The sequence below is a fragment of the Allobosea sp. 10N428 genome, assembly GCF_056394545.1.
This window is the reverse complement of the sequence record NZ_JBFTIC010000001.1, coordinates 1,100,811-1,125,641: the sequence shown is the minus strand read 5'-3', so window position 1 is coordinate 1,125,641 and position 24,831 is coordinate 1,100,811. Positions and strand designations below refer to the sequence as shown.

Genomic DNA, 24,831 nt, shown 5'->3' with positions numbered 1-24,831 from the left:
GACCGTTCCCGCTAGAACGCGCCGTTCCCATGCCTTCAACGCTTGCGACCCGTTCATGACCGATATCGCCACCCTGGAACGCGACATCCTCGTTGCGATCGACACCGCCGCCGACGAAGCCGCCGTCGAGGATGTGCGGATTGCCGCGCTCGGCAAATCGGGCTCGATCTCGGCGCTGCTCAAGACTCTCGGCGCGATGACGCCGGATGAGCGCAAGGAAAAGGGGCCGCTGATCAACGGCCTGCGCGACCGCGTGCAGGGCGCGATCGCCGCCCGCAAGGAGGCGCTGGGCGAGGCGGCGCTGGAGGCCAGACTGGCCTCAGAGCGCGTCGACGTGTCGCTGCCGGTGCAGGACGGCCCGGAGGCGCGCGGCCGCATCCATCCGATCAGCCAGGTCATCGACGAGATCACCGCGATCTTCGGCGACATGGGCTTCGCCATCGCCGAAGGGCCGGATGTCGAGACCGACGACCTCAACTTCACCAAGCTGAACTTCCCGGTCGGTCATCCCGCCCGCGAGATGCACGACACTTTCTTCTTCGAGCCGGACGCCAATGGCGAGCGCAAGCTGCTGCGCACCCACACCTCGCCGGTGCAGGTTCGCACCATGCTGGCGCAGCAGCCGCCGATCCGCGTGATCTGCCCGGGCCGGACCTATCGCAACGATTCCGACCAGACCCACACGCCGATGTTCCATCAGGTCGAGGGCCTCGTCATCGACAAGTCGGCCCATCTCGGCCACCTGAAGTGGATATTGGAAGAGTTCTGCAAGTCGTTCTTCGAGATCGACGATGTGAAGATGCGCTTCCGCCCGTCCTTCTTCCCCTTCACCGAGCCTTCGATGGAGGTCGACATCCAGTGCTCGCGCAAGGGCGGCGAGATCCGCTTCGGCGAGGGTGACGACTGGCTGGAGATCCTCGGCTGCGGCATGGTCCACCCGAACGTGCTGCGCAATTGCGGGCTCGATCCGGAAGTCTATCAGGGCTTCGCCTGGGGCATGGGTATCGACCGCATCGCGATGCTGAAATACGGCATGGCAGACCTGCGCCCCTTCTTCGAGGCGGATGTGCGCTGGCTCGCCCATTACGGCTTCCGCCCGCTCGACCTGCCGACGCTGACGGGCGGCCTCTCCTCATGATGCTGCTGACGGGGCAGGGGAGGGCGCGATGACGCCTGCAGGCTGGGCGGCGCTGTTTGCCGGGCTGCTGAGCGCGACGAACCTGGCAAGCCAGGCGATCGCGCTGTGGCGCCTGCGTTGGCCCATGCAGCGCTCCGCCCTGCTCGCCGAGCTGCCGCCGGTCACGATCGTCAGGCCGGTGCGCGGCATCGAGGCCTTCAGCCGCGAGACGGCAGTCTCCGGCCTGGAGCTCGACTATCCCCGCTACAGCACGATCTTCTGCGTCGCCGACGCGCATGATCCGATCATCCCGCTGATCGAGGAGCTGATCGGCATCTATGGCACCGAAAAGGTCCGGCTGATCGTCGGCGACGTCCCCGTCAGCGCCAATCCCAAGCTCAACAACTGCGTGCGCGGCTGGGAGGAGGCGACGACCGACTGGGTCATCCTCGCCGATTCCAACGTGCTGATGCCGAAGGACTATATCCAGCGCATGCTCGCCGCCTGGCGGTCCGATACCGGCCTCGTCTGCTCGACGCCGGCGGGTTCCCGGCCGCAAAGCTTCGGCGCCGAGGTGGAATGCGCTTTCCTCAACGCCTTCCAGGCGCGCTGGCAATATGTCGGCGAGGCACTGGGGCTCGGCTTCGCGCAGGGCAAGTCGATGCTCTGGAACAAGCCCTTCCTCGATGCGAATGGCGGCATCGCCGCGCTAGGCGCCGAGATTGCCGAGGATGCCGCTTCCACCAAACTGGTGCGCGCGGCGGGCAGGCGCGTCCATCTCGTCGGGCAACCCTTCGAGCAGCCGCTTGGCCCACGTCGTCTCGCGGATGCGGTGCAACGGCAGTTCCGCTGGGCACGGTTGAGGCGCGTCACCTTCCTGCCCTTCTTCATGCTGGAGCTTCTCGCCACACCGTTCCTTGCGGCCGTGCTGGCGGCCTTTGGTGCCTCGGCGGTGGGCCTGCCATTCTGGGTGCCGCCGCTGCTGGTGCTGCTGCTCTGGTATGCCGGCGACATCATTCTGTCGGCGAGCGTCGGCTGGTTCCTGAATTGGCGCACGCCGATCGCCATGTTCGCGCGCGATATCGCCTTCCCCGGCGTCTGGGCCTATGCCTTCGTCGGCGGTGAGGTGAGCTGGCGCGGCAACGCGATGAAGATCCGCGCCGACGGCGCCAACGAGCTCAACGATACGGCCCCGAAGCTTTCGGCGGCGAACGCGAAGATTTCCGACTGATCCGAAGATACTGACCCGATAGCGCGATGAAATTCACGATTTCCTGGCTCAAAGAGCACCTCGACACCGACGCCTCCGTTGCCGAGATCGCCGAAACCCTTACGCGCATCGGCCTCGAGGTCGAGGCGATCGAGGATCGCGCCGCCGCGCTCTCGGCCTTTACCATCGCCTATGTCATCGAGGCGAAGCAGCATCCGAACGCGGATCGCCTGCGCGTCTGCATGGTCGATACTGGCGCCGGCGAGCCCGTGCAGGTCGTTTGCGGCGCGCCCAACGCCCGCACCGGCATGAAGGGCGTGTTCTCGCCGCCGGGCAGCTACATCCCCGGCAAGAAGGTCACGCTCGGCAAGGGCGTGATCCGCGGCATCGAATCGAACGGCATGCTGGTCTCCGAAGCGGAACTAGAGCTCTCCGAGGATCATGACGGCATCATCGAACTGCCGGCCGACGCGCCGGTCGGCCAGCCCTATGCGACCTATGCCGGGCTCGACGACGCCGTGATCGAGATCGCCGTGACGCCGAACCGCGCCGATGCGCTGGGCGTCGCCGGTATCGCTCGCGACCTGGCAGCCGCCGGCATCGGCAAGCTCAGGACGCAAGCCATTCAGCCGGTGCGCGGTTCCTTCCCTTGCCCGGTCAAGGTCACGCTCGATTTCGCCGACGAGGACCGCAAGCTCTGCCCGGCCTTCGCCCTGCGTCTCGTGCGCGGCGTGAAGAACGGCCCGTCGCCGGATTGGCTGCAGGCGCGGCTGCGGGCCGTCGGTCTGCGTCCGATCAATGCGCTGGTCGACATCACCAATTTCATGACGCTCGACCGCAACCGGCCGCTCCACGTCTTCGACGCAGCCAAGGTTACGGGCAATCTCACCGTGCGCCGCGCCAAGGCGGGTGAGACCATCCTCGCTCTCGATGGCAAGACCTACACACTCACCGACGAGCAGGTCGTGATCGCCGACGAGCATGGCGTCGAGTCGCTTGCGGGCATCATGGGCGGTGAGGCCTCGGGCAGCAGCGAGGGCACCACCGACGTGCTGATCGAGAGCGCGCTCTGGGACCCGCTCAACGTCGCCCGCTCCGGTCGCGCGCTCGGCATCAATTCGGATGCGCGCTACCGTTTCGAGCGCGGCGTCGATCCCGATTTCGCGCGACCCGGCCTCGATCTCGCGACCGCGATGGTGATCGAGCTCTGCGGCGGCGAAGCCTCCGAGATGGAGTTCGTGGGTGAGTTGCCCGGCAGCCCCAGCGCCATCGAGTTCCCCTGGTCCGAGGTCAAGCGGCTGACCGGGCTCGATCTGCCCCAAGTCGAGATGGAGCTGGCGCTGACCTCGCTCGGCTTCCACGTCTCGGGCGCGGGTGACCGCGTCAAGGTCGCGCCGCCGTCCTGGCGCGGCGATGTCGGCGGCAAGGCCGATCTCGTCGAGGAGATCGTCCGGATCGCGGGTCTCAACCGCGTCGCCTCGACGCCGCTGCCGCGTATCAAGGGCGAGGTCGTCAAGCCGGTGCTGACCGTGCTGCAGAAGCGCACGCGTATCGCCAAGCGTACGCTTGCGGCGCGCGGTCTGGTCGAGGCCGTCACTTGGTCCTTCATCTCGCACGATCAGGCCAAGCTCTTCGGCGGTGGCTCGCGGAAGCTCGCGCTCGCCAATCCCATCGCCGCAGATCTCTCCGATATGCGCCCCTCTCTGCTACCGGGCCTGATCCGGTCGGCGCAGGCCAATGCCGATCGCGGTTTCCCCGATGTCGCCCTGTTCGAGGTCGGGCAGGTCTTCACGAGCGATGAGCCGGAAGGCCAGCTCATCGCGGCGACCGGGCTGCGTCGCGGCACCGCCCGCCTCGACGGCGTCGGCCGTCATTGGGATGGCGGCGCCAAGAATGTCGACGTCTTCGACGTCAAGGCCGATGTCCTCGGCCTGCTCTCCGGTCTTGGCATCCCGACCGGCGGTTTGCAGATCGTTGCGGGCGGCCCGGCCTGGGCCCATCCCGGTCGCTCAGCCACGCTGCAATTCGGCCCGAAGGGCATCGTCGGTGCCTTCGGCGAGGTCCATCCCCGCATCCTCAAGGCGCTCGACGTCAAGGGGCCGCTTGTCGCCTTCGAGATCCATCTCGATGCGCTGCCGCTGCCCAAGTACAAGCCGACCAAGGTCAAGCCGAAGCTCGCTCTTTCCGACTTCCAGCCGGTGACGCGCGACTTCGCCTTCATTGTCGACAAGGCGGTCGCAGCCGGTGACATGGCCAAGACGGCGCAGGGCGCCGACCGCGCGCTGATCGCCAATGTCGGCGTCTTCGATCTCTATGAGGGGCCGGGTGTCGAAGCCGGCAAGAAGTCGGTCGCGCTCGCGGTGACGCTGCAGCCCACCGAGAAGACCCTGACCGAGGCGGAGATCGAGGCGGTCGGCGCCAAGATCGTCGCCGAGATGGCCAAGCGCTACAGCGCGACGCTCAGGGGCTGATAGTCCGGCGCGCACGTCGTACCCGGGCTTGACCCGGGCATCTCCTGCCAGAGATTCTCGGGTTAGCGCTCCGCTCCGCCCGAGAATGACGCATGCGCCACCATTGATCAGGATTATGTAATAATCCGCCAAAGCAATCCGTGAGCTTTCAGGGTATCGGCTGGCGCATTCTTGCATCGCCACGGTCCTATGAGCCTCACCGAACGTCCCGTTGCGGACAATCTGTTTCCCGGTTTTCGCCTGCTCGACGTCGAGACGTCGGGTGCGCGCATCCGTGTGCGCACCGGCGGGGAGGGGCCGCCGCTTCTGCTGCTGCACGGCTATCCGCAGACTCACGCGCTCTGGCACAAGGTGGCGGAGCGGCTGAGAGGCAGCTTCACCCTCGTCTGCGCCGATTTGCGCGGCTATGGCGACAGCGAGAAGCCGAAGACCGACACCGAGCACACCCCTTATCCAAGCGCGCCATGGCGCAGGATATGGCCGAGGTGATGACCGCTCTCGGCCATCACAGCTTCTTCGTCGGCGCCCATGATCGCGGAGCGCGGGTCACGCATCGCCTCGCGCTCGACCATGCCGAGCGCGTCATCCGCCTCGCGACGCTCGACATCGCGCCGACGCGCGAGATGTACGCACACACGACGGACGCCTTCGCCCGCGCCTATTGGCACTGGTTCTTCCTGATCCAGCCGGCCCCCTTCCCGGAGCGGATGATCGGCGCCGATCCGGAGGCTTACTGGCGCAAGAAATGCGGCTCGGGCTCGGCCGGGATGACGCCCTTCGCGCCGGAGGCGCTCGCCCACTACCTTCGTTGCTTCGCCGACCCGGCGACGATCCACGGCTCCTGCGAGGATTACCGCGCCGCCGCGACCGTCGACATCCGCCATGACGACGAGGACGAGGGCCGCAAACTGACGCAGCCGCTGCTCGCGCTCTGGGGCGCCAACGGCATTATCGGCAAGTGCTTCGACCCTCTGGCCTTGTGGCGCGAGCGTGCGCAGGATGTGCGCGGCCGCGCCCTCCCGGGCGGGCACTACCTCGCGGAAGAGGTCCCCGACCTCGTCGCCGCGGAATTCAAGGCCTTCTTCGGAGCAGCATCATGAGCGGGACCAATCGCGTCTATCGTATCGCCGTCATCCCCGGCGACGGCATCGGCAAGGAAGTCATGCCCGAGGGCCTGCGCGTGCTGGAGGCCGCTTCCAAGAAGTTCGGCTTCGAGCTGCGGCTCGACGAGTTCGATTTCTCCTCCTGCGATTACTACGCCAAGCACGGCAAGATGCTGCCGGACGACTGGAAGGAGAAGATCGGCGGTCACGACGCGATCTATTTCGGCGCGGTCGGCATGCCCCAGCAGGTGCCGGACCACATCTCGCTTTGGGGCTCGCTGCTGCTGTTCCGGCGCGAGTTCGATCAATACGTCAACCTGCGCCCCGTGCGCCTGATGCCGGGCGTGCCCGGGCCGCTGGTGGGCCGCAAGCCCGGCGACATCGACTTCTTCGTCGTTCGCGAGAACACCGAAGGCGAATACTCCTCGGTCGGCGGGCGCATGTATGCCGGCACCGAGCGCGAGATCGTCATCCAGGAGACGGTGATGAGCCGCGTCGGCGTCGACCGTGTGCTGAAATACGCCTTCGAGCTGGCGCAGCGCCGGCCGCGCAGGAAGCTGACCTCGGCCACCAAGTCGAACGGCATCTCGATCACCATGCCCTATTGGGACGAGCGGGTGAAAGAAATGGCCAAGAGCTATCCGGATGTCGCGGTCGATCAGTATCATATCGACATCCTGACCGCGCATTTCGTGCTGAACCCGGACCGCTTCGACGTGGTCGTCGCCTCCAATCTTTTCGGCGACATCCTCTCCGATCTCGGGCCGGCCTGCACGGGCACGATCGGCATCGCGCCTTCCGGAAACATCAACCCGACGGGCGATCATCCCTCGCTGTTCGAGCCGGTCCACGGCTCGGCGCCGGATATCGCGGGCCAGGGCATCGCCAACCCGGTCGGCATGATCTGGTCGGGCGCGATGATGCTCGACCATCTCGGCGAGCGCGAGGCGGCGCAGGCGATCGAGGCCGCGATCGAGCGGGCGCTGGGCGATGCCCGCACCCGCACGCGTGATCTCGGCGGATCGCTTGGAACGGAGGCCGCCGGCCGGGCGGTCGAACAGGCTCTCTGATCGGCGACGAACAGGGACGTCAGGTTGCAACAAGACGAGCCCCGGCCGCTTCGACCGGGGTCATGTGGCTGAGAACGGATTTGAGCTCATGGATATTTCGTCGATTTCCATCGTCGACCCCCGGATGTGGGGCAAGCTTGCCGAAATCATCGCCCTCAACATCGTGCTCTCGGGCGACAATGCGGTCGTGATCGCGCTCGCCTGCCGCGCACTGGCGCCGGCGCAGCGGACCAAGGGGATCGCGCTCGGCGCGGGCGTCGCGGTCGTGCTGCGCGTCGTCTTCACGGTAGTGATCGCCTCGCTGCTGAACGCGCCCTTCCTGCGCATCATCGGCGCGGGGCTGCTGATCTGGATCGCTGTGAAGCTCATCGTCGAGGACGAGGGGCAGGACGAGGACTCCGTCGCCGCCAGCAGCAAGCTCTGGAAGGCGGTGCAGACCGTCGCCATCGCCGACATCGTCATGAGCCTCGACAACGTGCTGGCCATCGCCGCCGTCGCCAAGGATTCGATCCCGCTGCTGGTCGCCGGGCTGATCATTTCGATCCCGCTGATCGTGCTCGGCGCCTCGCTCATCACCAATCTCCTGAGCCGCTTCCCGATCCTCGTCTGGGCCGGCGCTGCGCTGCTGGGCTGGGTCGCGGGCGAGATGTTCGAGAGCGATCCTTGGCTGGTCCAGCGATTCGGCGCGGAGCTGCTGCATAAGCTCGAATATCCGGCCGCGATCCTGGGCGCTTTGCTCGTGGTCGGTCTCGGCTACTTCATCAAATCGCGCCGGCCCGACCCGGCTCACTGACGAAAAGAGGCACTCTGACCGATGGATTTTTCCTCCTCCACCTTCTGGATATCGCTGCTGCAGATCATCTGGATCGATTTGCTGCTCTCCGGCGACAATGCGGTCGTGATCGCGCTCGCCTGCCGTTCGCTGCCGGAGAACCGCAAGAAGGTCGGTATCTGGCTCGGCGCCGGTGCGGCCGTCGGCCTGCGCATCATCTTCGCGCTGGTGGTGACCTATCTGCTCGGCGTGCCCTATCTGAAGGTGATCGGCGGCGTCCTGCTGTTCTGGATTGCGATCAAGCTGGCGGTCGGCGAGGAGGAATCGCACGGCAAAATCGAGGCAAGCGAAAGCCTTTGGAAAGCCGTGCGCACCATCGCCATCGCGGACGCCGTGATGAGCCTCGATAACGTCATCGCGATAGCGGCGGCGTCGCGCGGACATGCCGAGCTGTTCATCTTCGGCCTGCTGCTCTCGATCCCGCTGATCATCATGGGCGCGCAGCTCCTGACCTCGATCATCGAGCGTTTCCCGATCCTGATCTGGCTCGGTGCCGCGCTGCTCGGCTGGATCGTTGGCGAGATGATCCTTGGCGATATTGCGGTGCTGCAGTGGCTGCAGGTGAACTGGCCGGATTGGGTGAAGCCGGTTTCGACCGATGTCAGCCCCATCGGCATCGGCCCGGCAAACCTGCCGCACTATGCGGCCGCCGTCATCGGCGCGCTCTTCGTCTGCGCCGTCGCCTATGTGCTGAAGCGCAAGCCGGTCGATCAGCCGGGCTGAGCTTCAGCCTCCATCGAGGACGATTGCTGCGGCGGCCAGGATTTCCTGGCCGCCGTTTTTCATGGTGCGCAGATGCCCGCACGCTTGTGTCGGGTGCGACGGGTCGTCCACGCGAAAGGCTATTTCCGACAGGAGCGATACCGCAAAGCTCTCCGGCGCTCGCCGGAAGCCGACGCCGAGTGCTTTCACATAGGCTTCCTTCGCCGCCCAGATCTGCGCGAAGGCGAGTGGGCGCAGGGCGAGGGGCATCGCTGCGAGGCGCTTGCGCTCGTCGGCATGCAGCACATCGAGCGGCGGAGCGGTCAGCGCTTCGATGCGCTCGACATCGACGCCGACCGGCTGACGCGCCAGCGCAAGGGCGACGACGCCCGCCCGCGTCGCGAGAGAGAGCTGAATCCCCGATGCCGCGGACAAACCGAGCAGCGGTCGCCCGGCCGGGTCGTGCGCTATGACGACATCCTCTTCCGTGCAGCCGAGCTGTCGGGCCAGCAGACGCCGCGCCGTGCCACGTCTCAGCTCGGAGCGCTCCGCCAGGTTACGCGGGCTTGCCCCCGTTGGGATCAGCCAGGCGGCCGGGAGGGCAGGGGCCGCGCTGTCGGCGGAATCGAGCCAGAGCATCATTCGACTCTACCGGCACCGCCGCATGCTGTCGCGTTCTGCGCGCCATTCATGCGCCCGTGCCGGTGATGCGCGTTGACGGGCGCCGGGTGTTTCCCCTTCTGGAAGGCGATGCTGCCAGATCAGAACACGGAACCGACTGCCCAGAGGGCCCCGATCACGGGCGCAGGCATGGTGCTGGGCATACGCAAGGTGTCTGTGCTGATGCCGGGCATCGTCGTTTTCGCCGTCGCCTTCGGAGCGGCCGCGGCGGCGAAGGGGCTTTCCATGCTCGAGACGCTGTCGATGAGCGCCTTCGTCTATGCCGGCGTCGCGCAGCTGGTGTCGCTGGAGCTCTGGCGCCCCGAATGGAGCTGGGGCACCATCGTCGGCGTCGCCGTCGTCACGGCGACGGTCAATGCGCGCATGGTGCTGCAGGGAGCTTCCCTCCAGCCCTGGTTCGCGAAGTACCCCAAGGCGCTCAACGCCTTCCACCTGTTCTTCTTCACCGATGCCAACTGGTTGATCGGCACGCGCTACCAGGCCGAGGGCGGGCGCGATCTTGGCGTGCTCGTCGGGGCTGGGCTCGCGCTCTGGCTGGTCTGGGTCGTGGCGACGGGCGGAGGCTACATGCTCGGCGCGCTGGTGAGCGATCCGCGCCGTTACGGCATCGACCTCGTCATGCCGATCTTCTTCGCCGCGATGATCGTGCCGCTCTGGCGTGGCCGGCGCGGCATGGTGCCTTGGGTCGTCGCCGGCCTCGTCGCGCTGGTCACGGCCAAGCTCGTCGACGGCTATGCCTTCATCATCGTCGGCTCGCTCGCCGGCGCCGTCACGGGAGCGTTCCGCGATGACGCTGCCTGATCCCGGAACCTGGGGCGCCGTCCTCGCCATCGGCGCGATGGCGATCGCGACTTATCTCTGCCGCATCGCCGGCGTCGTCCTGATGAGCTTCATCCCGCTGACGCCGCATGTCCGGCGCGGGCTCGCGGCACTGCCGGGCTCGATCGTGGTCGCGACCGTGCTGCCGCTGATCGAGCGGCTCGGGGCGGCCGCGGCCGTTGCTCTGCTGGTCGCGATCGGCACCATGATCCTGCGGCGCAGCGAGTTGCTGGCGCTGCTGACCGGGATGGCCGCGATCTCCGCCCTGCGCGCGTTCGGCTTCTGATCCATCACCCGCGCCGATTGCTTCCATCACATCACGTCATCCCGATATGCACCGGGGCATGTTGACGGCGAAGGGCGGGGGGAGGACGGTGCGTCACAGCAAAACCAGCTAAAATGGAGCGCCGTCATGGCATGGTATTCTCAGACGTGGACCTGGTTCGATGGGGCCTGGCATGAGGGCAACCCCGGCCTTGTGGGTCCGCGCAGCCATGTGCTGTGGCAGAGCTCCTCGGTCTTCGACGGCGGCCGCTATTTCGACGGCGTCGCGCCCGATATCGATCTGCACGCCGCCCGCGTGAACCGCTCGGCGCTGGCGCTCGGCCTGAATCCCACGGTCACCCCGGACTTCATCGTCGAGAAGATGTATGAAGGCGCCAAGAAATTCGCCCCAGGCACCGCGCTTTACGTCAAGCCGATGTACTGGGCCGAGGCCGACGGCCCGTCCACCATCATGCCCGATCCGGAATCGACCCAGTTCGCGCTCTGCCTGTTCGAGGCGGCGATGCCGCAGCCGACCGCCGGCTTCTCGGTGACCAAGGGCATCTATCGCCGCCCGAGCTACGAGACCGCGCCGACCGATTCCAAGGCGGGCTGCCTCTATCCGAACAACGCCCGCGTGCTGAAGGCGGCCAAGGCTGCCGGCTTCGACAATGCGCTGGTGCTCGACATGCTCGGCCATGTCGCGGAGACCGCGACCTCGAACATCTTCCTCGCCAAGGACGGCGTGGTGAAGACCCCGGTCCCGAACGGCACCTTCCTGAACGGCATCACCCGCCAGCGCGTGATCAAGCTGATGCGCGAGAGCGGCGTGCCGGTCGAGGAGTGCAGCTTGCGCTACGAGGATTTCGAGCAGGCCGACGAGATCTTCATGTCGGGCAACTATTCGAAGTGCATGCCGGTGACGCGCATCGACAACCGCACGCTCCAGCCCGGCCCGCTCTTCCGCCGCGCCCGCGATCTCTACATGGACTTCGCGCACAGCAAGGCCAAGGCCGCCTGAGAAGGCGGTTCGCCCCGTGACGGCGCGCCTCGCCACGCGGCTCACCGAGCGGCTGGGCATCGTCCACCCCATCCTGTCGGCGCCGATGGCGCTGGCAGGCGGCGGGGCGCTGGCAGCCGCGGTGAGCAACGCCGGAGGCCTCGGCCTCATCGGCGGCGGCTATGGCGAGGGCGCCTGGATCGAGCAGCAATTCGCCGCTGCCGGCAATATGCAGGTCGGCTGCGGCTTCATCACCTGGTCGATGGCGCGGAAGCCGGAGCTGCTGACGCAGGCGCTGGCTCGCAGGCCCGCCGCACTGATGCTCTCCTTCGGCGACCCACGCCCCTTCGCCGCCGGGATCGCCGCGGCCGGTGTGCCGCTGATCTGCCAGTGCCAGACGCTCGATCATGTTCGGCAAGGGCTGGAGGCCGGTGCCGCGATCGTCGTCGCGCAGGGTTCCGAGGCCGGCGGGCATGGCGCCAGCCGCGCGACGCTGCCCTTCGTGCCGGAAGCGGCCGATCTCATCGCACGCGAAAGCCCTGACACGCTTCTGCTTGCAGCGGGCGGGATCGCGGACGGCCGCGGCCTCGCCGCCGCGCTGATGCTCGGCGCCGATGGCGTGCTGGTCGGCACGCGCTTCTGGGCGAGCCGGGAGGCGCTGGTCCATGAACGCCACCATGCGGCCGCCGTGGCGGCGACCGGAGACGAGACCGTGCGCTCCTCGCTACCCGACATCGTCCGCCAGCTCGATTGGCCGAAGCCCTTCGACATCCGCGTTTCCAACAACGCCTTCATTGCCAAATGGGCTGGGCGTGATGCCGAGCTGATGGGCGCTATCGAGACGGAGGCACCCGCCTATCGCGAGGCCGTCACGGCCGGCGATCCCGACAAGGCTGCCGTCATCTTCGGCGAGGCAGCCGGTCTGATCTCCGATATTCCAAGCGCCGCGGAGATCGTCGAGCGGATGGCGGCGGAAGCTGCGGTCCTGCTCGGGCGCGCGGGCCGATACCTCGCCTGAGCGTCAGCGCAACAGCTTCAGCAGGCCCGTCGCCTTCAGGCCGCCGATGGCGAGCAACGCGTAGAGCACCGCGGCGGCGGTCGAGATCAGCAGGACTGCCATCAGCAGCGGCTCGAAGCGAAGGGACGCCGTGAGCTTGATCACAAGCGGTGCCCCCCACCATGCCAGCAGGCCGCAAAGGGCCGCAGCGCCGCAGACAATCACCGCGAAACCGGGCAGGCGTCGGTCGGGCACCGTCCAGTCGCGCCGCCGCGCCAGCACGAACAGCGCCAGCAGATTGACCCAGGCGCCGGCCGCTGTCGCGAGCGCCAGGCCCGGAGCGCCCCAGTCGCGCCAGAGCAGGAGCTTGAGCGCGAGGTTGCAGGCGATGGCGGCGAGCGCCACCAGCATCGGGGTCGTCGTGTCGCCGCGGGCCTGGAAGGCGGAGACCTGCGTGCGGATCATCACGATCGCCGGCAGGCCGAGCGCATAGGCGAAGAGCACGGCTCCGGCGGCGGCGCTCGCCTGCGCGCCGAAGGCGCCGCGCTGGAACAGCCCCGCGACCATCAGTTCCGGCACCGCGACGAAGGCTGCGACGAAGGGCGCGCTGGCGACGAGCGAGATCGCGATGGCGCGGTTCTGCGCCCGGTTGGCGGCAGCCTCGTCGCCGCGCGCGATCGCGCGGCTCATAGCTGAGAGCGCGACGGTGCCGACTGCGATGGCGATCAGCCCGAGCGGCAGCTGGTAGAGCCGCTCGGCATAGTAGAGCGCCGCATAGCCGCCGCGCGGCAGGAGCGAGGCGATGATCGTATCGGCGAAGATTGCGATCTGCTGCCCGGCCGAGCCGATCACGGCCGGGCCGAAGGTCTTGAGGAAGCGCCGGACGCCGGCATCCATATGCGGCCGCACGATCGTGCTGGAGACCTTGGCCCGCTTGGCTGCGACATAGAGCAGGACCCATTGTGCCACACCGGAGATGGCGACGCCCCAGGCCGCGGCATAGGCGGCGCTCGGGAACAGGAAGGGCACGGCCAGCGCCGCCATGATGAAGAGGTTGAACAGGATCGGCGCGGCCGCGAAGGCCGCAAAGCGGTCGACTGCGTTCAGTGTCGCGCCCAGAAACGTGACCATGGTCACGAACAGCAGATAGGGGAAGGTGATCCGCGTCAGGGCGACGGCGAGGTCGAAGACGGCGGGGTCGTTGACGAAGCCCGGCGCCAGCAGCGCCACAAGCCAGGGCATCAGCGGCAACGCCAGCACCAGCAGCACGATCTGGATCACGAGCAGGACGGTGAAAAGTCGGTCCGCGAAGAGATTCGCCGCCTCCTGGCCCTGGCGCTCGGCGACATGGGCATAGGTCGGCACATAGGCCTGGTTGAAGGCGCCTTCGCCGAAGATGGCGCGGAAATGGTTGGGCAGGCGCAGCGCCACCGAGAAAGCGTCCATCATCGCGCCGGCGCCGAGCACAGCCGCCAGCATGACGTCGCGGGCGAAGCCGGTGAAGCGTGAGATCAGCGTGTAGCCGCCGACCGACAGGATGTTTCTGAGCATCTGCAACCTCGTCATGCTCGGCTTGACCCGAGCATCTCGGGACAGTGAGGCGCCTGAGCCTCTTCCTGAACGAGATTCGCGGGTCAAGCCCGAGAATGACGCCCTGTCATGTTCATCAACGGATCAGCGGCGGCAGGGCGTCGCCGCGCGGATGGTCGACGGTGCGCGCATCGAAGCCGACGCGCTCGCCGATCAGATAGAGCGGGCGGCGCTTCACCTCTGCGAAGATGCGCCCGACATATTCGCCGATCATGCCGAGCGACAGCAGCTGGATGCCGGAGAAGAACATGATCGAGACGATCAGCGACGGGAAGCCTGGCAGGTCGGTGCCGAACAGCAGCGTGCGCAGCAGGAAGTAGACCGCGCTGAACGCGGCGATCACCGCGATGGCAGCTCCCGACCACGTCGCGATCTTGAGAGGGACCGTGGAGAAGGAGGAGAGCCCGTCGAAGGCGAAGGAGAACAGATTGCAATATTTGAACTTGGATTGGCCGTGCTCGCGCTCGGCGACATGGAAGGGCACGCCGATCGAACGGAAGCCGACCCAGGCATAGAGCCCCTTCGAGAAGCGCGCCCGCTCCGGCAAGGCGCGCAGCGCATCGACCGCCTTGCGGTCGAGCAGCCGGAAATCGCCGGCGCCTTCCGGCAGGTCGGTTTCGCCGAAATAGGAGAAGATCCGATAGAAGGCCTTGGCGAAATTGCGCTTCAGCGGGGTTTCATCCTCGCGGTCGGTGCGCTGGCCGTAGATGTTGAGATAGCCCTCGTGCCATTTCTCGAGAAAGGTCGGGATGACTTCCGGCGGGTGCTGGAGATCGGCATCCATGATGACCACGGCATCGCCCATCGCGTGGTCGAGCCCGGCGGCGATCGCGATCTCCTTGCCGAAGTTGCGGCTGAAGGAGACGGCGCTGATTCGCGGATCGGCGGCGTTCAGGTCTCGGATGACCGGCAGCGTGTCGTCCCGGCTGCCGTCATCGACGAAGACGATTTCCCAGGAGGACACCTTACCTTCGAGCACGCTGCGCAGCCGGCCGACCAGCAGCAGCAGGTTCTCGGCCTCGTTGTGCACGGGCACGACGATCGAAAGCTCCGGCCAACGGGCCGCCCGGGGCGCGCGCTGAACCGGCTGAGATGCGGAATCCGACACGAACAACCTTTCCACGCGCCTCCTCGCCGAGGTGACGCGCGACGCACAGAACCTTAAAGCTTGCCGGCCGACAAGCCCGCCGCGCTATACCGCGATCCGGCTGAACGAGGGACAACAAACGGCATGGCGAAAGGCTTCATCCTCTGCGCCGACGATTTCGCCATGACCGAGGGCGTCAGCCGGGCGATTCTGGATCTGCTGGCGCGCGGCAGGCTCACCGCCACCGGCGCCATGACCAATCGCCCGCACTGGCGCCGGCTGGCGCCGGAGCTCGCCGCTTTCGCCGGCACGGCCGATCTCGGCTTGCATCTGAACCTGACCTGCGCCGCGCCGATCGCCGCCATGCCGCGCCTTGCACCCGGCGGCGCCCTGCCGGGGTTGAAGGATGTCGCGCGGGCCGCTGCGGTCTCGGGCGTGGTCAGGGCCGAGATCGCCAGCGAGATCGCGCGACAGCTCGACGCTTTCGAGGATGCGATGGGCCGCCCGCCGGACTTCGTCGATGGTCACCAGCATGTTCACGTCTTGCCAGGCGTCCGGCGGGCGCTGCTCGATTTGCTGGCCCGGCGCTATCCCGCGGGTTCGCTCTACGTACGCGATCCGGCCGATCGGATCGCGGCAATCCGTGCGCGCGGCGTTGCGGTCGGCAAGGCGCTCGTCATCGCCGGGCTTGCGGCGGGTTTCCGCAGCGCGGTGCTCAGGCGAGAGTTGCGCGTCAACTCCGGCTTCGCGGGCGTGGCACCCTTCGATCCGCATCGCGATTTCAGCGCTGACCTCGCCCGCTTTCTGATCAAGCCCGGCAAGGTGCATCTCGTCATGTGCCATCCCGGTTTCGTCGATGCCGAACTGGCGGGGCTCGACCCGGTCACCGCGACGCGGCCCATCGAGCATGCCGCCTTGGCCGCCTTCGAACCGCCGCCGGACATGCCGTTGCGACGCTTCCACGAACTGGCGGGCTGACAGGCGTTCCGGGCCGACGCGCAAGCGATTTGTTTACCCGCATCGGCCAATGTTGCCGGAGGATTGGCTTGGCGTGCTGCCGCAAAATGCGCGCGCCGGATTTCGAGGATGTTCGGGGCGATGACGTGGTTCAGACGCGCCTCGGTTGCGGGCGAGTTGGCGCAGCCGATCGGGCGGGACCTGGGTTCGCTCAGCCGAAAGATCGCCGCTGCCGCCGTTGCGATCGTCGCGGTGACGGTCGTCCTCGTCGTCATGGCGATCGCGCGCTACAACGATGCACGCACCCGCGCCGATCTCGATCAGAAGGTCACGGCGCTGACCCTCATGGTGGTCAATGCGGCACCGTCGCTCATCCTGTCGCGCGACACGAACACCCTCGGCTACATCCTGAACTCGTTGCGCCGCGACCCCGATTTCGACGCCGGCGTGGTCGGGGACGATCTGTCCGCTCTGGCATCGGCGGGGCGCACCGAGGAGGCGCGTCTCGCGCTGACACCTCGCTGGTTGACCGCCGCCGTCGGCCAGGAGCCCTGGAAGGCCTTGGAAGGCCGCGACGAGATCGCAATCGAAGACGACGTCTTCGTGACCAAAATCCATGCCGTGCGCGTTGGCGGCCAGCAGAAGCTGATCGGCTATGTCGCCTTGCGCTTCGACAAGACCCGGCTCGTGGCACGCGCCGCCTGGGAGCAGCTCGTCACCATTGGGCTCGGCCTTCTCATTCTGGTCGTGCTCGGGCCTCTGCTATGGATCTCGCTGTCGCGGACGATGCGCCCCCTGCGCAGCATGACGAAATCCATCGTCAGCATTTCCGACGGCAAGCTGGACACACCCATCGATGCGCTGGAACGGCGCGACGAGATCGGCGCGATCGCCCGTGCGCTCGGCGTGCTCAAGGTTCGTCTCGCCGAGCGTGCGACGCTGCAGGAGAAGCAGAGCGCGTCTGAGGATGAGCAGCGCGCGCGCCAGCAGGGCGTCGACATGGCCATCACCTCGTTCCGGAGCGAGGTCGGGCTCGCACTCGAAGCGTTCAAGAACAATGCGGAGCGGATGCGCGAGGCGTCCGACGGTCTTGCACGGGTCGCGGCGGAATCTTCGCAGCGCGCTGCGCGCGCTGCCGACAACGCCCATGGTGCTTCCGGGAACGTCGAGAACGCTGCCCAGGCAGCCGAAGAGATGGGTGCGGCTATCCGGGAAGTTGAATTCCAGGTGCGGCGGGTCCGCACCGAGATCGTCGAGGCGGCTTCGGCCTCGCGCGATACGGCGGGTTCCGTGCGTGAACTCGACGAGACGGCGCGTGCGATCGGCGAGGTCGTCAACCTGATCCGTGACATCGCCTCGCAGACCAATCTGCTGGCGCTCAATGCCACCATCGAAGCTGCGCGCGCCGGTGAGGCAGGGCGGGGATTTGCCGTCGTCGCCTCCGAAGTGAAGTCGCTTGCGGCGCAGACCGCGGACGCGACCGACCGCATCGTTGCCCAGGTCGCCGCCATCCAGGGCGCCACTGGCCAGGTCGTCGGTGCGATCCAGAACATCGCCGAGCGCATGAATGCGATCGAGAAGTTCGCAAACTCGGTCGCCACCTCGATCGAGCAGCAGGCGATCGCTACCGGCGAGATCGCCAGTGGCGTTGCGATGGCGAGTTCGTCTTCGCTCTCGGTTTCCAGCGATCTCAGCGTGTTGGCCGATAGCGTCGAGGAAACCGGGCGCTCGGCCGAACAGGTGCGCGGCGCCGCCAGCGAGGTTTCGTCTCAGGCCCAGCGTCTTGATTCGACGGTCGACCAATTCCTGCGCAGCGTCGCATCCTGAACGGCCGCAGGACCCGCTATAAAAAACGGGGCCGCGAGGCCCCGTCTGCATTTGGGCTTGCCGACAGTCAGGCCTTGGCGGCGTCGTAGAGTTCCGCGACATACTCCCAGTTCACCAGGCTTTCGAGGAAGGCCTTGAGATAGTCCGGGCGGCGGTTGCGATAGTCGATGTAGTAGGAGTGCTCCCAGACGTCGACGCCGAGGATCGGCGTGGCGCCGTGGACGAGCGGGCTCTCGCCATTCGGGGTCTTGCTGACGGCGAGCTTGCCGCCCTTGACCTCTAGCCAGGCCCAGCCCGAGCCGAACTGGCCGATGCCGGCCGCGACGAAGTCTTCCTTGAACTTGTCGACCGAACCGAAGGAATCGACGATCGCCTTCTCGAGCGCGCCCGGCACCTTGCCGCCGCCATTCGGCTTCATCCACTTCCAGAAATGGAGGTGGTTGTAGTGCTGGCCGGCGTTGTTGAAGACGGCCGGGTTCTTGCCGTAGGAGCCCTTGACGATCTCCTCGAGCGACTTGCCCTCGAATTCCGTGCCCTTGATCGCGTTGTTGCCGTTGGTCACGTAAGCGAGATGGTGCTTGTCGTGATGATACTCGAGCGTCTCCTTCGACATGAAGGGCTGGAGAGCATCATGAGCGTAGGGCAGATCAGGAAGAGTAAAAGACATGAGGCCTCTCCTTGGGCTATGAAAATCGCTTGAATGAGAATGGCTTGCCGTCGACGGACGGGGGCAGGGAGGCCCTGCCATTCCACGCGATAGTTAAGCCTCCCGGTGCCGGCCGACAACCGCTTCCACGGCGAAATGCGCATGTCTTCTCGACAGGCGGCCACAATCGCGCCAATTTCCTGCGCCTAAGCGGTCCGGATTGGAAACTCTCCCTTATTCAATACGTTAGATAGTCGCACGGCTTTGCGTCACTTCAGCGCCGGCGCGGCTCATGCCAAGGATGCGAAATTGATCGCGATATTTACCGTTCTGGGCTTCGTTCTTTTCGGCGGCGGCGTCTACGCCATCTATGACGGCTGGCCCTATCTGGTCCTCGAACGCGGCTTCACCCAGGTCATCATCGGTACGATCGCAAGCGGCACCGGGCTTATCCTCCTGTCGCTTGCCTGGGTGCTGCGCGAGGTTGTCGCGCTCAAGCGGTCGCTGGCGGAAGGCGCGCAGATGCGCGCGGAAGCGCACCAGGCGCCGGCTGCCGCCGAGCCCGTCCGCGCGCCCTGGGAGGCTGCGCGCGAGGAGCGCATCGCGAAGCAGTCGGCGATCGTGCCCGCGGCGGTTGGGGCTGCGGCCGGCGCCGTCGCTGCCGGCGCGGTGGCCGATGCGCTCGTGGCGCGGGAGCCGGCGGCGTCTGCCGCCGAGCGTCCGTTGCCTCAGGATCGGGACCTGTTCGGAGCACTCGTGGCAAAGCGTCTCGAAGAGACGGAGCCGCCGCATGGCAGCGAAGGGGACGCTGCGTCCCCGGAGCCTGCGGAGCCGCTCCCCGACATGTTCGAGGAAATCTCGTCCGGGCATGCCGAAGAGCCGAAGGACGCTCCGATTGCGATCGAGACGGAGAGCCATGAGCCGGCTGAAATCGTCGCCGCGAAGATCCAGCCGATGGGCGAGGATGAGGCGCTGGCGCATGCGGTCGAGCCGGCTCACATTGATGCCGGGCCTTCGCCGGAGCACGAGACGACGCCCCCGGCTGGGCAGGACGAGGGCAAGCCTGCCGAACGCGATGCCGATCTCGACGAGTTCAGCGCGTTGCGCGAGAGCCTGGCCGGCCACCTGAACGAACCCGCCCAGCCCGGTCTCCGGGTCGAGCCGAGACTCGAACCAGAAACCGATCCCTTCGCTGAGGCGGAAGCCTGGATGGACAAGGCCTCGCCCCGCAAGGAGCCATGGTTCGAGACGCCGGCGCCGGCGGAGGAAGCCACTGCCGAGGCCGCTTCGCTGCCATGGCCACCGCGGACGGAGGCGCCGGAGTTTGCTTCTGCTCCTGAGCCGGCAGCAGTGGAGCCCGATCCCGAACCTCACTCCGAAAACGCTCTGGAAGATGCCGCGCCGGGCGAAGGCGCACAGACGGCGCCCGCCACGCACGCTGAGGCCGTCGGAGACGAGGCGGAAGCCGATCAGGCTGCCGCGCCGGAGCGAGCCGCTTCCGATGAAGGCGTCGTCGGCGCCTATCAGGTCGGCGACGCCCATTTCACCATCTATGCCGACGGCTCGATCCGGGCGCGCACCCCCGACGGCGAATATAGCTTCGCCTCGATGGACGAGCTCAAAGTCTATCTCGCCAGCGAGAAGAGCCGGTTGGGCATGTGATCAGGCATCACCGGCGCCCGGCCAGCCTTCGCCAACCGTCTGGATTGCGAAGGCATAGGCCAGCGCCGTCTCTTTCAGGGAGTCGAAGCGGCCTGCAGCGCCGCCATGGCCGGCTTCCAAGTTGGTGTGAAGCATGATCGGTCCGCCGCCGGTCATCGTGGCCCGCAGTCTCGCCACCCATTTCGCGGGTTCCCAATAAGTCACGCGCGGATCGGTCAATCCGCCCATGGCGAGGATCGGCGGGTAACTCTGCGCCGTCACGTTGTCGTAGGGTGAATAGCTGCGGATCGTCTCGAAGGCCTGCACGTCGCGGATCGGGTCGCCCCATTCCGGCCATTCCGGCGGCGTCAGCGGCAGGGTGTCGTCCAGGATCGTGTTGAGCACATCGACGAAGGGCACCTCCGCCACGATACCGGCGAAGAGCTCCGGCGCCATGTTGGCGATCGCGCCCATCAGCATGCCACCAGCGCTTCCGCCCTCGGCCACGATGCGGCCGCGGCTGGTGAAGCCCGCTTCGGCCAGAGCCTCCGCCGCAGCAATGAAGTCGGTGAAAGTATTGCGCTTGTTCTCGCGCTTGCCGTCGAGATACCAGCGCCAACCCTTGTCCGTGCCGCCGCGAACATGGGCGATCGCATAGACGAAGCCGCGATCGACCAGGCTGAGCGGCCGTGTCCGGAACGAAGCCGACATCGCCGAGCCATAGGATCCATAGCCGTAGAGGAGGCATGGCGCGGAGCCGTCGAGTGGCGTGTCGACGCGGTGCAGGATTGAGATCGGCACGCGCTCGCCGTCCTTGGCCGTCGCGAAGATGCGGCGCACCTTGTACGTGGCGGGGTCATGGCCGGACGGAATTTCCTGCCGCTTCAGCAAGGTCCGCTCGCCGGTGGCGAGGTTGTAGTCGTAGGTTTCGGCCGGCCGGGCCATCGACGCGTAGATGAACCGCAGCGTATCCGTGTCGAACTCGTAGCCGGGGTCCATGCCCAGGCCATAAGCCTCCTCGTCGAAGGCGATGCTGCTCTCCACTCCGTTGGCGAGATCGCGGATGACGATGCGGGGCAGCCCGTCTTCGCGTTCCAGCCGGACCAGGCGCCCCTTCAGGCAGACATGGCTCAGCATCAGCCGCCCCGGCCTGTGCGGCACGAGATCGTGCCAGTTCTCCGGCGCGGGCCCGGAGAGGGGCGCGCTGACGATCTTGAAGTCTTCGGCGTCGTCGGCATTGGTCAGGATCAGGAAGTCGTTGCCATGATGCTCGAGCGCGTATTGCCGCCCGACGAGACGCGGCGCGATCAGGGCAGGCTTGGCGTCGTCCTTGTCGAGATCGACCACGCGCGTCTCGGACGTCTCGTGATCGCTGATGGTGATCAGCAGGAAACGGCTGGACTGCGTCCGGTCGATATCGACGAACATGCCGGCATCCGCTTCGTCATGCAGCAGTTCGTCCGCGCTGCCGGGCGTGCCCAGGCGATGGCGCAGCACGCGCGACGGACGATGATCAGCATCCAGCGCGACATAGAAGAACGAGCGCGAGTCATTCGCCCATACGATGTCACCGGTTGTATCCTCGACCTGATCGGGCAGATCCGCACCGCTCTCCAGGTTACGGATGCGGATCGTATGTAATTCCGAGCCGGCTTCATCGGCGCTCCAGGCAAGCAGCTTGTGGTCGGGGCTGTGCGCGGTATCGCCAAGGTCGAAGAAGTCCTTCCCTTCGGACAATGCGTCGGCGTCGAGCATGATCTGTTCGCGCGTCGCCTTCCGCTGATCTGACGGACCGCGCGCACGCCGGCAGATCAGAGGATGCTCCGCGCCTTTGCGGTAGCGTGAATAGTAGAGGAACGGACCGTCCGGCTGCGGTACGCTGGAGTCGTCCTCCTTGATCCGCCCGCGCATTTCCTTGACGAGATCGCGTTGCAGCGCGCGCGTCGGCGCCATCAGCTTCTTGCAATAGGCGTTTTCTGCTTCAAGATATTCCCGGATGTCGGCTGGCAATGCATCGGGGCTGCGCAGGACGTCTTTCCAATTCGCTGCCCGCAGCCAATCATAGTCGTCGCGCAGGGGCACGCCATGAACGACGGTCTCCTTGGGCCTGATCTCGGCCCTTGGCGCCTTCGGCCGGCCGCCGCGGCGGGATGGCGGCGTGCCGCGAGCCTGACGATGCTGATCCGAGCGCATGGGAATTCTCCGATAGGGGCGGCGACAGGTAGAGAGCGGCGCAAGCCCTGGCAAGATGCCTGCGGAATCGTGTGTTTGATTTTGCGGTGCAATGAAATGAACTCGCGCAGGGGTTGAATTATAGAGCTTTCCAGAATTTCAATTGTTGGGAATTGTTCTCTTGCATGAATAGTCGGCATGGACTAAACGCTTATCTCGATCAGTCCGCGTTGTCCGATTCTGGGCGCGGTAGTGCTTGATCCGCTATCGCAAAGTTTGGTCAGAAAACAGGCAGAGCAAAACGGGCGATCCTCAGAAAAAACTGCTGCCAAGAATGATAAGGAGTGACATCGCCATGACCGAAAACGAGGGATCGGATTACATCGAGCTGACGGCGGATATCGTTTCCGCTTATGTTTCGAACAATTCCGTGCCTGCATCTGAACTACCTGCTCTGATCAGCGAAGTTCATTCTGCGTTGAATCGCGTCATCGGCGGGGCCGCCCCGGTTGTTCAGGTCGAGGCGCCGAAGCCCGCCATTCCGGTGAAGAAGTCCATCACGGCCGACTACCTGATCTGCCTTGAGGATGGAAAGAAGTTCAAATCGCTGAAGCGACATCTGCGGACGCAGTACAACATGTCGCCGGAGCAGTATCGCGAGAAGTGGGGCCTCCCGCCGGACTACCCGATGGTTGCGCCGAACTATGCCGAGGCGCGCTCGCAGCTCGCGAAGAAGATGGGCCTCGGTCAGCAGCGCCGGAAGCGCCGCTGAGCCGCCATCCGGCCAGTCTGCTGGCCAGACGATCTGGCAAAGAGGAAGCCGCCGGGCACCCGGCGGCTTTTTTCATACCTGTCAGCCCGTGGCAGGAGCCGGGGATAGCGTGCCGCCAAGGCTTGTCAGCCTGGATTTAAGAATATAATCCTATTTCGACAGCGGCGAGCGTCGACCGGAAATAGGAACATATCATGAACATTCATGCTGAGAGTGAGGCTTCCCTGCGCGCCACGGCAGGGGCGCGGTTGGCTGAGGCCGCGGTTGCCGGGCTGGCACGCGTTCCTCTCGCCGCTCTGCGCGGCGCCACGCGTGGCCGCCAGCAGGTGGCGTTGGCGCGGCAGGTGGCGATGTATCTTGCCCATGTCACCTTTGGCCTCAGCCTGACGCGTGTGGGCGCTTGCTTTGGCCGCGATCGGACGACGGTGCGGCATGCTTGCGCTCTGGTCGAGGACCGCCGCGACGATCTGCGCCTCGAATGCGGGCTCAACGCGCTCGAAGCCGCGCTCCTGGCTGTGATGCACAGGCTGGAATGCCGGGCAGGGGAGGCGCGCCGATGACCGCTGGACAGGATCGCAACGAGCGGCAGCGGCTGCTCCGGCACCTCGCGCAGCCTGGATGCTATGCGATTGCGTCTCCGTTGGGATGCGGACGCATTGCGCTTTATCGGGAGGCGAGAGGTGCCAGCCTGGGCGCGGGCTACGCCTCGGCGGAAGTCGCCACCGCGCTGATCGCCGATGGTCTCGTCGGCTGGAGCGGCGCGGGCAAATCTGCAAGGCTCGCCCTCTGTGGGGAAGCGGAGGCTCACCGACCGGCTGAGGATATCGCCCCCCAGGCCATTGATCCGAGCCGCCCCCTGCTGGATGAGCGCGAGAGTCCGTTGCTCTGGCTATATCGCCGTTCGGGGAAGGACGGGAAGCCGCAAGTGACTGACGAGGAATTCGCGGCCGGCGAACGTTTTCGAGCCGACATTACGCTGGCCCAGATGCTGCCGCGTACGACGATGAACTGGGACGCCGCCTTGACGCCGGAACAGCGGGGCCCCGGGGCCCGCGACGCGGCGGGCGCGTCCGATACTTCGCTCGCGGCCCGTCAGCGGGTCAGGCTGGCCTGCGACAAGCTGGGGCCGGAGCTGTCTGGCTTGGTCATCGACATCTGTGGCTTTCTCAAGGGGCTCGATCTGGTCGAGAGGGAGCGACGTTGGCCGGCGCGTTCGGCCAAGGTCGTGCTCCGCATCGCGTTGGCGACGCTGGCGACGCATTACGGGCTGGCTCGCCCTGCGCGGCCGGCCGGCCTCAGAAGCTGGCAGGCTGCGGACTCTCGTCCAGCTCTCTTTCCGGCAGCGGCCGAATGACGCCGCTCAGACTGCCGCGGCAGCGCCGGCGTCGCGCTTGATCCGGTCGATCATCGCGCGCACGCCGTTCGAGCGCTGCGGCGTGAGATGGGCGGCAAGGCCCAGCCGCTCGTAGATGGCGAAGGCATCGGTTGCGAGAACCTCGGACGCAGGCCGCCCCGAGAAGATCGCCAGCGCCAGCGCGACCAGCCCGCGCACGATATGGGCGTCGCTGTCGCCGCGGAAATGCAGCAGGGTCTGCGGACCGGGACCGCCCTCACGCCGCGCTTCAAGCCAGACCTGGCTAGCACAGCCCCGCACCTTGTTGGCATCGTTGTGTGCGGCTTCGGACAGCGGTTCAAGGCTCTTGCCCAGCTCGATCAGGTAACGATAGCGGTCGTCCCACTCGTCGAGCAGCTCGAAATTGGCGACGATATCGTCGAGGCTTGCTGTCATGTCCTGCCTGGCCGCGATTGTTCCCTTCAGATAGGGCGCGCGACCTCTTCCCGCGAGGGGAGTTCCGCGTCAAGCGCGTAAAGC

Annotated in this window: 24 protein-coding genes; 18 read left to right on the top strand and 6 right to left on the bottom strand. The window is 66.4% G+C overall.

Annotated elements, in window-relative coordinates; all coding sequences use genetic code 11:
- The first annotated feature begins 55 nt into the window (after positions 1 to 55).
- The 8 genes from pheS to AC1DDA_RS05160 all read left to right on the top strand — a co-directional run bounded on the left by pheS (position 56) and on the right by AC1DDA_RS05160 (position 8,526).
- Positions 56 to 1,138 (top strand): phenylalanine--tRNA ligase subunit alpha, encoded by a 1,083-nt coding sequence (pheS, locus tag AC1DDA_RS05195; protein ID WP_476794910.1) that lies wholly within the window; start codon positions 56 to 58, stop codon positions 1,136 to 1,138.
- A gap of 28 nt (positions 1,139 to 1,166) precedes the next feature.
- The gene (locus AC1DDA_RS05190; protein ID WP_476794909.1) at positions 1,167 to 2,348 is read left to right on the top strand and encodes a ceramide glucosyltransferase; all 1,182 of its coding nucleotides are present in this window, start codon (positions 1,167 to 1,169) and stop codon (positions 2,346 to 2,348) included.
- A 26-nt stretch (positions 2,349 to 2,374) separates the two neighbouring features.
- Complete coding sequence (pheT, locus tag AC1DDA_RS05185; protein WP_476794908.1) at positions 2,375 to 4,798, top strand: phenylalanine--tRNA ligase subunit beta; 2,424 nt, start codon at positions 2,375 to 2,377, stop codon at positions 4,796 to 4,798.
- 189 nt (positions 4,799 to 4,987) lie between these two features.
- Positions 4,988 to 5,287, top strand: a complete 300-nt coding sequence (locus AC1DDA_RS05180; RefSeq protein ID WP_476794907.1) for an alpha/beta fold hydrolase — start codon at positions 4,988 to 4,990, stop codon at positions 5,285 to 5,287.
- Positions 5,263 to 5,898 carry an alpha/beta fold hydrolase gene (locus tag AC1DDA_RS05175; RefSeq protein WP_476794906.1) on the top strand — a complete coding sequence of 212 codons (636 nt, stop codon included), beginning with the start codon at positions 5,263 to 5,265 and terminating at the stop codon, positions 5,896 to 5,898. Before AC1DDA_RS05180 ends, AC1DDA_RS05175 begins: the two co-directional genes overlap by 25 nt.
- Positions 5,895 to 6,971, top strand: a complete 1,077-nt coding sequence (locus tag AC1DDA_RS05170; RefSeq protein ID WP_441510971.1) for a tartrate dehydrogenase — start codon at positions 5,895 to 5,897, stop codon at positions 6,969 to 6,971. Before AC1DDA_RS05175 ends, AC1DDA_RS05170 begins: the two co-directional genes overlap by 4 nt.
- Before the next feature lie 88 nt (positions 6,972 to 7,059).
- Positions 7,060 to 7,764: a TerC family protein gene (locus tag AC1DDA_RS05165; RefSeq protein ID WP_476794905.1), complete on the top strand. Its 705-nt coding sequence runs from the start codon at positions 7,060 to 7,062 to the stop codon at positions 7,762 to 7,764.
- A 21-nt stretch (positions 7,765 to 7,785) separates the two neighbouring features.
- On the top strand, positions 7,786 to 8,526 hold the full coding sequence (locus tag AC1DDA_RS05160) for a TerC family protein (RefSeq protein ID WP_476794904.1): 741 nt from the start codon (positions 7,786 to 7,788) through the stop codon (positions 8,524 to 8,526).
- A 3-nt stretch (positions 8,527 to 8,529) separates the two neighbouring features.
- Here the strand turns inward: AC1DDA_RS05160 and AC1DDA_RS05155 are convergent, their stop codons facing one another.
- The gene (locus AC1DDA_RS05155) at positions 8,530 to 9,147 is read right to left on the bottom strand and encodes a 4'-phosphopantetheinyl transferase family protein (protein WP_476794903.1); all 618 of its coding nucleotides are present in this window, start codon (positions 9,145 to 9,147) and stop codon (positions 8,530 to 8,532) included.
- A gap of 108 nt (positions 9,148 to 9,255) precedes the next feature.
- Between AC1DDA_RS05155 and AC1DDA_RS05150 the strand changes: the two genes are divergently transcribed.
- From AC1DDA_RS05150 to AC1DDA_RS05135, 4 genes are all read left to right on the top strand, one after another.
- Positions 9,256 to 9,987, top strand: coding sequence for an AzlC family ABC transporter permease (locus AC1DDA_RS05150; RefSeq protein ID WP_476794902.1), 732 nt, complete (start codon positions 9,256 to 9,258; stop codon positions 9,985 to 9,987).
- Positions 9,974 to 10,291: an AzlD family protein gene (locus AC1DDA_RS05145; RefSeq protein ID WP_441510976.1), complete on the top strand. Its 318-nt coding sequence runs from the start codon at positions 9,974 to 9,976 to the stop codon at positions 10,289 to 10,291. Before AC1DDA_RS05150 ends, AC1DDA_RS05145 begins: the two co-directional genes overlap by 14 nt.
- 126 nt (positions 10,292 to 10,417) lie before the next feature.
- Positions 10,418 to 11,290 (top strand): branched-chain amino acid aminotransferase, encoded by an 873-nt coding sequence (locus AC1DDA_RS05140; protein WP_476794901.1) that lies wholly within the window; start codon positions 10,418 to 10,420, stop codon positions 11,288 to 11,290.
- A 16-nt stretch (positions 11,291 to 11,306) separates the two neighbouring features.
- Entirely contained in the window at positions 11,307 to 12,287 is a 981-nt protein-coding gene (locus tag AC1DDA_RS05135) for an NAD(P)H-dependent flavin oxidoreductase (protein ID WP_476794900.1), read from the top strand.
- Between the two features lie 3 nt (positions 12,288 to 12,290).
- Here the strand turns inward: AC1DDA_RS05135 and murJ are convergent, their stop codons facing one another.
- Positions 12,291 to 13,817 carry a murein biosynthesis integral membrane protein MurJ gene (murJ, locus tag AC1DDA_RS05130; RefSeq protein WP_476794899.1) on the bottom strand — a complete coding sequence of 509 codons (1,527 nt, stop codon included), beginning with the start codon at positions 13,815 to 13,817 and terminating at the stop codon, positions 12,291 to 12,293.
- A 115-nt stretch (positions 13,818 to 13,932) separates the two neighbouring features.
- Entirely contained in the window at positions 13,933 to 14,964 is a 1,032-nt protein-coding gene (locus AC1DDA_RS05125; RefSeq protein ID WP_476794898.1) for a glycosyltransferase family 2 protein, read from the bottom strand.
- Positions 14,965 to 15,087: 123 nt separating this feature from the next.
- Between AC1DDA_RS05125 and AC1DDA_RS05120 the strand changes: the two genes are divergently transcribed.
- Positions 15,088 to 15,921 carry a ChbG/HpnK family deacetylase gene (locus AC1DDA_RS05120; protein WP_476794897.1) on the top strand — a complete coding sequence of 278 codons (834 nt, stop codon included), beginning with the start codon at positions 15,088 to 15,090 and terminating at the stop codon, positions 15,919 to 15,921.
- 120 nt (positions 15,922 to 16,041) lie between these two features.
- Complete coding sequence (locus tag AC1DDA_RS05115) at positions 16,042 to 17,727, top strand: methyl-accepting chemotaxis protein (protein ID WP_441510981.1); 1,686 nt, start codon at positions 16,042 to 16,044, stop codon at positions 17,725 to 17,727.
- A 67-nt stretch (positions 17,728 to 17,794) separates the two neighbouring features.
- Here the strand turns inward: AC1DDA_RS05115 and AC1DDA_RS05110 are convergent, their stop codons facing one another.
- Positions 17,795 to 18,394 (bottom strand): superoxide dismutase, encoded by a 600-nt coding sequence (locus tag AC1DDA_RS05110; RefSeq protein WP_441510982.1) that lies wholly within the window; start codon positions 18,392 to 18,394, stop codon positions 17,795 to 17,797.
- A gap of 288 nt (positions 18,395 to 18,682) precedes the next feature.
- Here AC1DDA_RS05110 and AC1DDA_RS05105 point away from each other — a divergent pair, with 288 nt between their 5' ends.
- On the top strand, positions 18,683 to 20,035 hold the full coding sequence (locus tag AC1DDA_RS05105) for a hypothetical protein (RefSeq protein ID WP_476794896.1): 1,353 nt from the start codon (positions 18,683 to 18,685) through the stop codon (positions 20,033 to 20,035).
- Here the strand turns inward: AC1DDA_RS05105 and AC1DDA_RS05100 are convergent, their stop codons facing one another.
- Positions 20,036 to 22,207 carry a S9 family peptidase gene (locus AC1DDA_RS05100; protein ID WP_476794895.1) on the bottom strand — a complete coding sequence of 724 codons (2,172 nt, stop codon included), beginning with the start codon at positions 22,205 to 22,207 and terminating at the stop codon, positions 20,036 to 20,038.
- 334 nt (positions 22,208 to 22,541) lie between these two features.
- Between AC1DDA_RS05100 and AC1DDA_RS05095 the strand changes: the two genes are divergently transcribed.
- The 3 genes from AC1DDA_RS05095 to AC1DDA_RS05085 all read left to right on the top strand — a co-directional run bounded on the left by AC1DDA_RS05095 (position 22,542) and on the right by AC1DDA_RS05085 (position 24,312).
- Positions 22,542 to 22,958, top strand: coding sequence for a Ros/MucR family transcriptional regulator (locus tag AC1DDA_RS05095; RefSeq protein WP_441511190.1), 417 nt, complete (start codon positions 22,542 to 22,544; stop codon positions 22,956 to 22,958).
- A gap of 194 nt (positions 22,959 to 23,152) precedes the next feature.
- On the top strand, positions 23,153 to 23,518 hold the full coding sequence (locus AC1DDA_RS05090; RefSeq protein WP_476794894.1) for a helix-turn-helix domain-containing protein: 366 nt from the start codon (positions 23,153 to 23,155) through the stop codon (positions 23,516 to 23,518).
- Positions 23,515 to 24,312 carry a DUF6456 domain-containing protein gene (locus tag AC1DDA_RS05085; RefSeq protein ID WP_476794893.1) on the top strand — a complete coding sequence of 266 codons (798 nt, stop codon included), beginning with the start codon at positions 23,515 to 23,517 and terminating at the stop codon, positions 24,310 to 24,312. Before AC1DDA_RS05090 ends, AC1DDA_RS05085 begins: the two co-directional genes overlap by 4 nt.
- Before the next feature lie 6 nt (positions 24,313 to 24,318).
- On the opposite strand, the gene AC1DDA_RS05080 is transcribed toward AC1DDA_RS05085, so the two are convergent.
- Positions 24,319 to 24,747 (bottom strand): SufE family protein, encoded by a 429-nt coding sequence (locus AC1DDA_RS05080; RefSeq protein WP_476794892.1) that lies wholly within the window; start codon positions 24,745 to 24,747, stop codon positions 24,319 to 24,321.
- Positions 24,748 to 24,831 lie beyond the last annotated feature (84 nt).

Coding starts and splice junctions, on each gene's coding strand:
- AC1DDA_RS05140 (WP_476794901.1), top strand. CDS start 10,418: ATGGCATGGTATTCTCAGACGTGGACCTGGTTCGATGGGGCCTGGCAT.
- murJ (WP_476794899.1), bottom strand. CDS start 13,817: ATGCTCAGAAACATCCTGTCGGTCGGCGGCTACACGCTGATCTCACGC.
- AC1DDA_RS05155 (WP_476794903.1), bottom strand. CDS start 9,147: ATGATGCTCTGGCTCGATTCCGCCGACAGCGCGGCCCCTGCCCTCCCG.
- AC1DDA_RS05115 (WP_441510981.1), top strand. CDS start 16,042: ATGACGTGGTTCAGACGCGCCTCGGTTGCGGGCGAGTTGGCGCAGCCG.
- pheS (WP_476794910.1), top strand. CDS start 56: ATGACCGATATCGCCACCCTGGAACGCGACATCCTCGTTGCGATCGAC.
- AC1DDA_RS05170 (WP_441510971.1), top strand. CDS start 5,895: ATGAGCGGGACCAATCGCGTCTATCGTATCGCCGTCATCCCCGGCGAC.
- pheT (WP_476794908.1), top strand. CDS start 2,375: ATGAAATTCACGATTTCCTGGCTCAAAGAGCACCTCGACACCGACGCC.
- AC1DDA_RS05150 (WP_476794902.1), top strand. CDS start 9,256: ATGCTGCCAGATCAGAACACGGAACCGACTGCCCAGAGGGCCCCGATC.
- AC1DDA_RS05110 (WP_441510982.1), bottom strand. CDS start 18,394: ATGTCTTTTACTCTTCCTGATCTGCCCTACGCTCATGATGCTCTCCAG.
- AC1DDA_RS05190 (WP_476794909.1), top strand. CDS start 1,167: ATGACGCCTGCAGGCTGGGCGGCGCTGTTTGCCGGGCTGCTGAGCGCG.
- AC1DDA_RS05080 (WP_476794892.1), bottom strand. CDS start 24,747: ATGACAGCAAGCCTCGACGATATCGTCGCCAATTTCGAGCTGCTCGAC.
- AC1DDA_RS05120 (WP_476794897.1), top strand. CDS start 15,088: ATGGCGAAAGGCTTCATCCTCTGCGCCGACGATTTCGCCATGACCGAG.
- AC1DDA_RS05145 (WP_441510976.1), top strand. CDS start 9,974: ATGACGCTGCCTGATCCCGGAACCTGGGGCGCCGTCCTCGCCATCGGC.
- AC1DDA_RS05090 (WP_476794894.1), top strand. CDS start 23,153: ATGAACATTCATGCTGAGAGTGAGGCTTCCCTGCGCGCCACGGCAGGG.
- AC1DDA_RS05165 (WP_476794905.1), top strand. CDS start 7,060: ATGGATATTTCGTCGATTTCCATCGTCGACCCCCGGATGTGGGGCAAG.
- AC1DDA_RS05180 (WP_476794907.1), top strand. CDS start 4,988: ATGAGCCTCACCGAACGTCCCGTTGCGGACAATCTGTTTCCCGGTTTT.
- AC1DDA_RS05100 (WP_476794895.1), bottom strand. CDS start 22,207: ATGCGCTCGGATCAGCATCGTCAGGCTCGCGGCACGCCGCCATCCCGC.
- AC1DDA_RS05095 (WP_441511190.1), top strand. CDS start 22,542: ATGACCGAAAACGAGGGATCGGATTACATCGAGCTGACGGCGGATATC.
- AC1DDA_RS05160 (WP_476794904.1), top strand. CDS start 7,786: ATGGATTTTTCCTCCTCCACCTTCTGGATATCGCTGCTGCAGATCATC.
- AC1DDA_RS05175 (WP_476794906.1), top strand. CDS start 5,263: ATGGCGCAGGATATGGCCGAGGTGATGACCGCTCTCGGCCATCACAGC.
- AC1DDA_RS05085 (WP_476794893.1), top strand. CDS start 23,515: ATGACCGCTGGACAGGATCGCAACGAGCGGCAGCGGCTGCTCCGGCAC.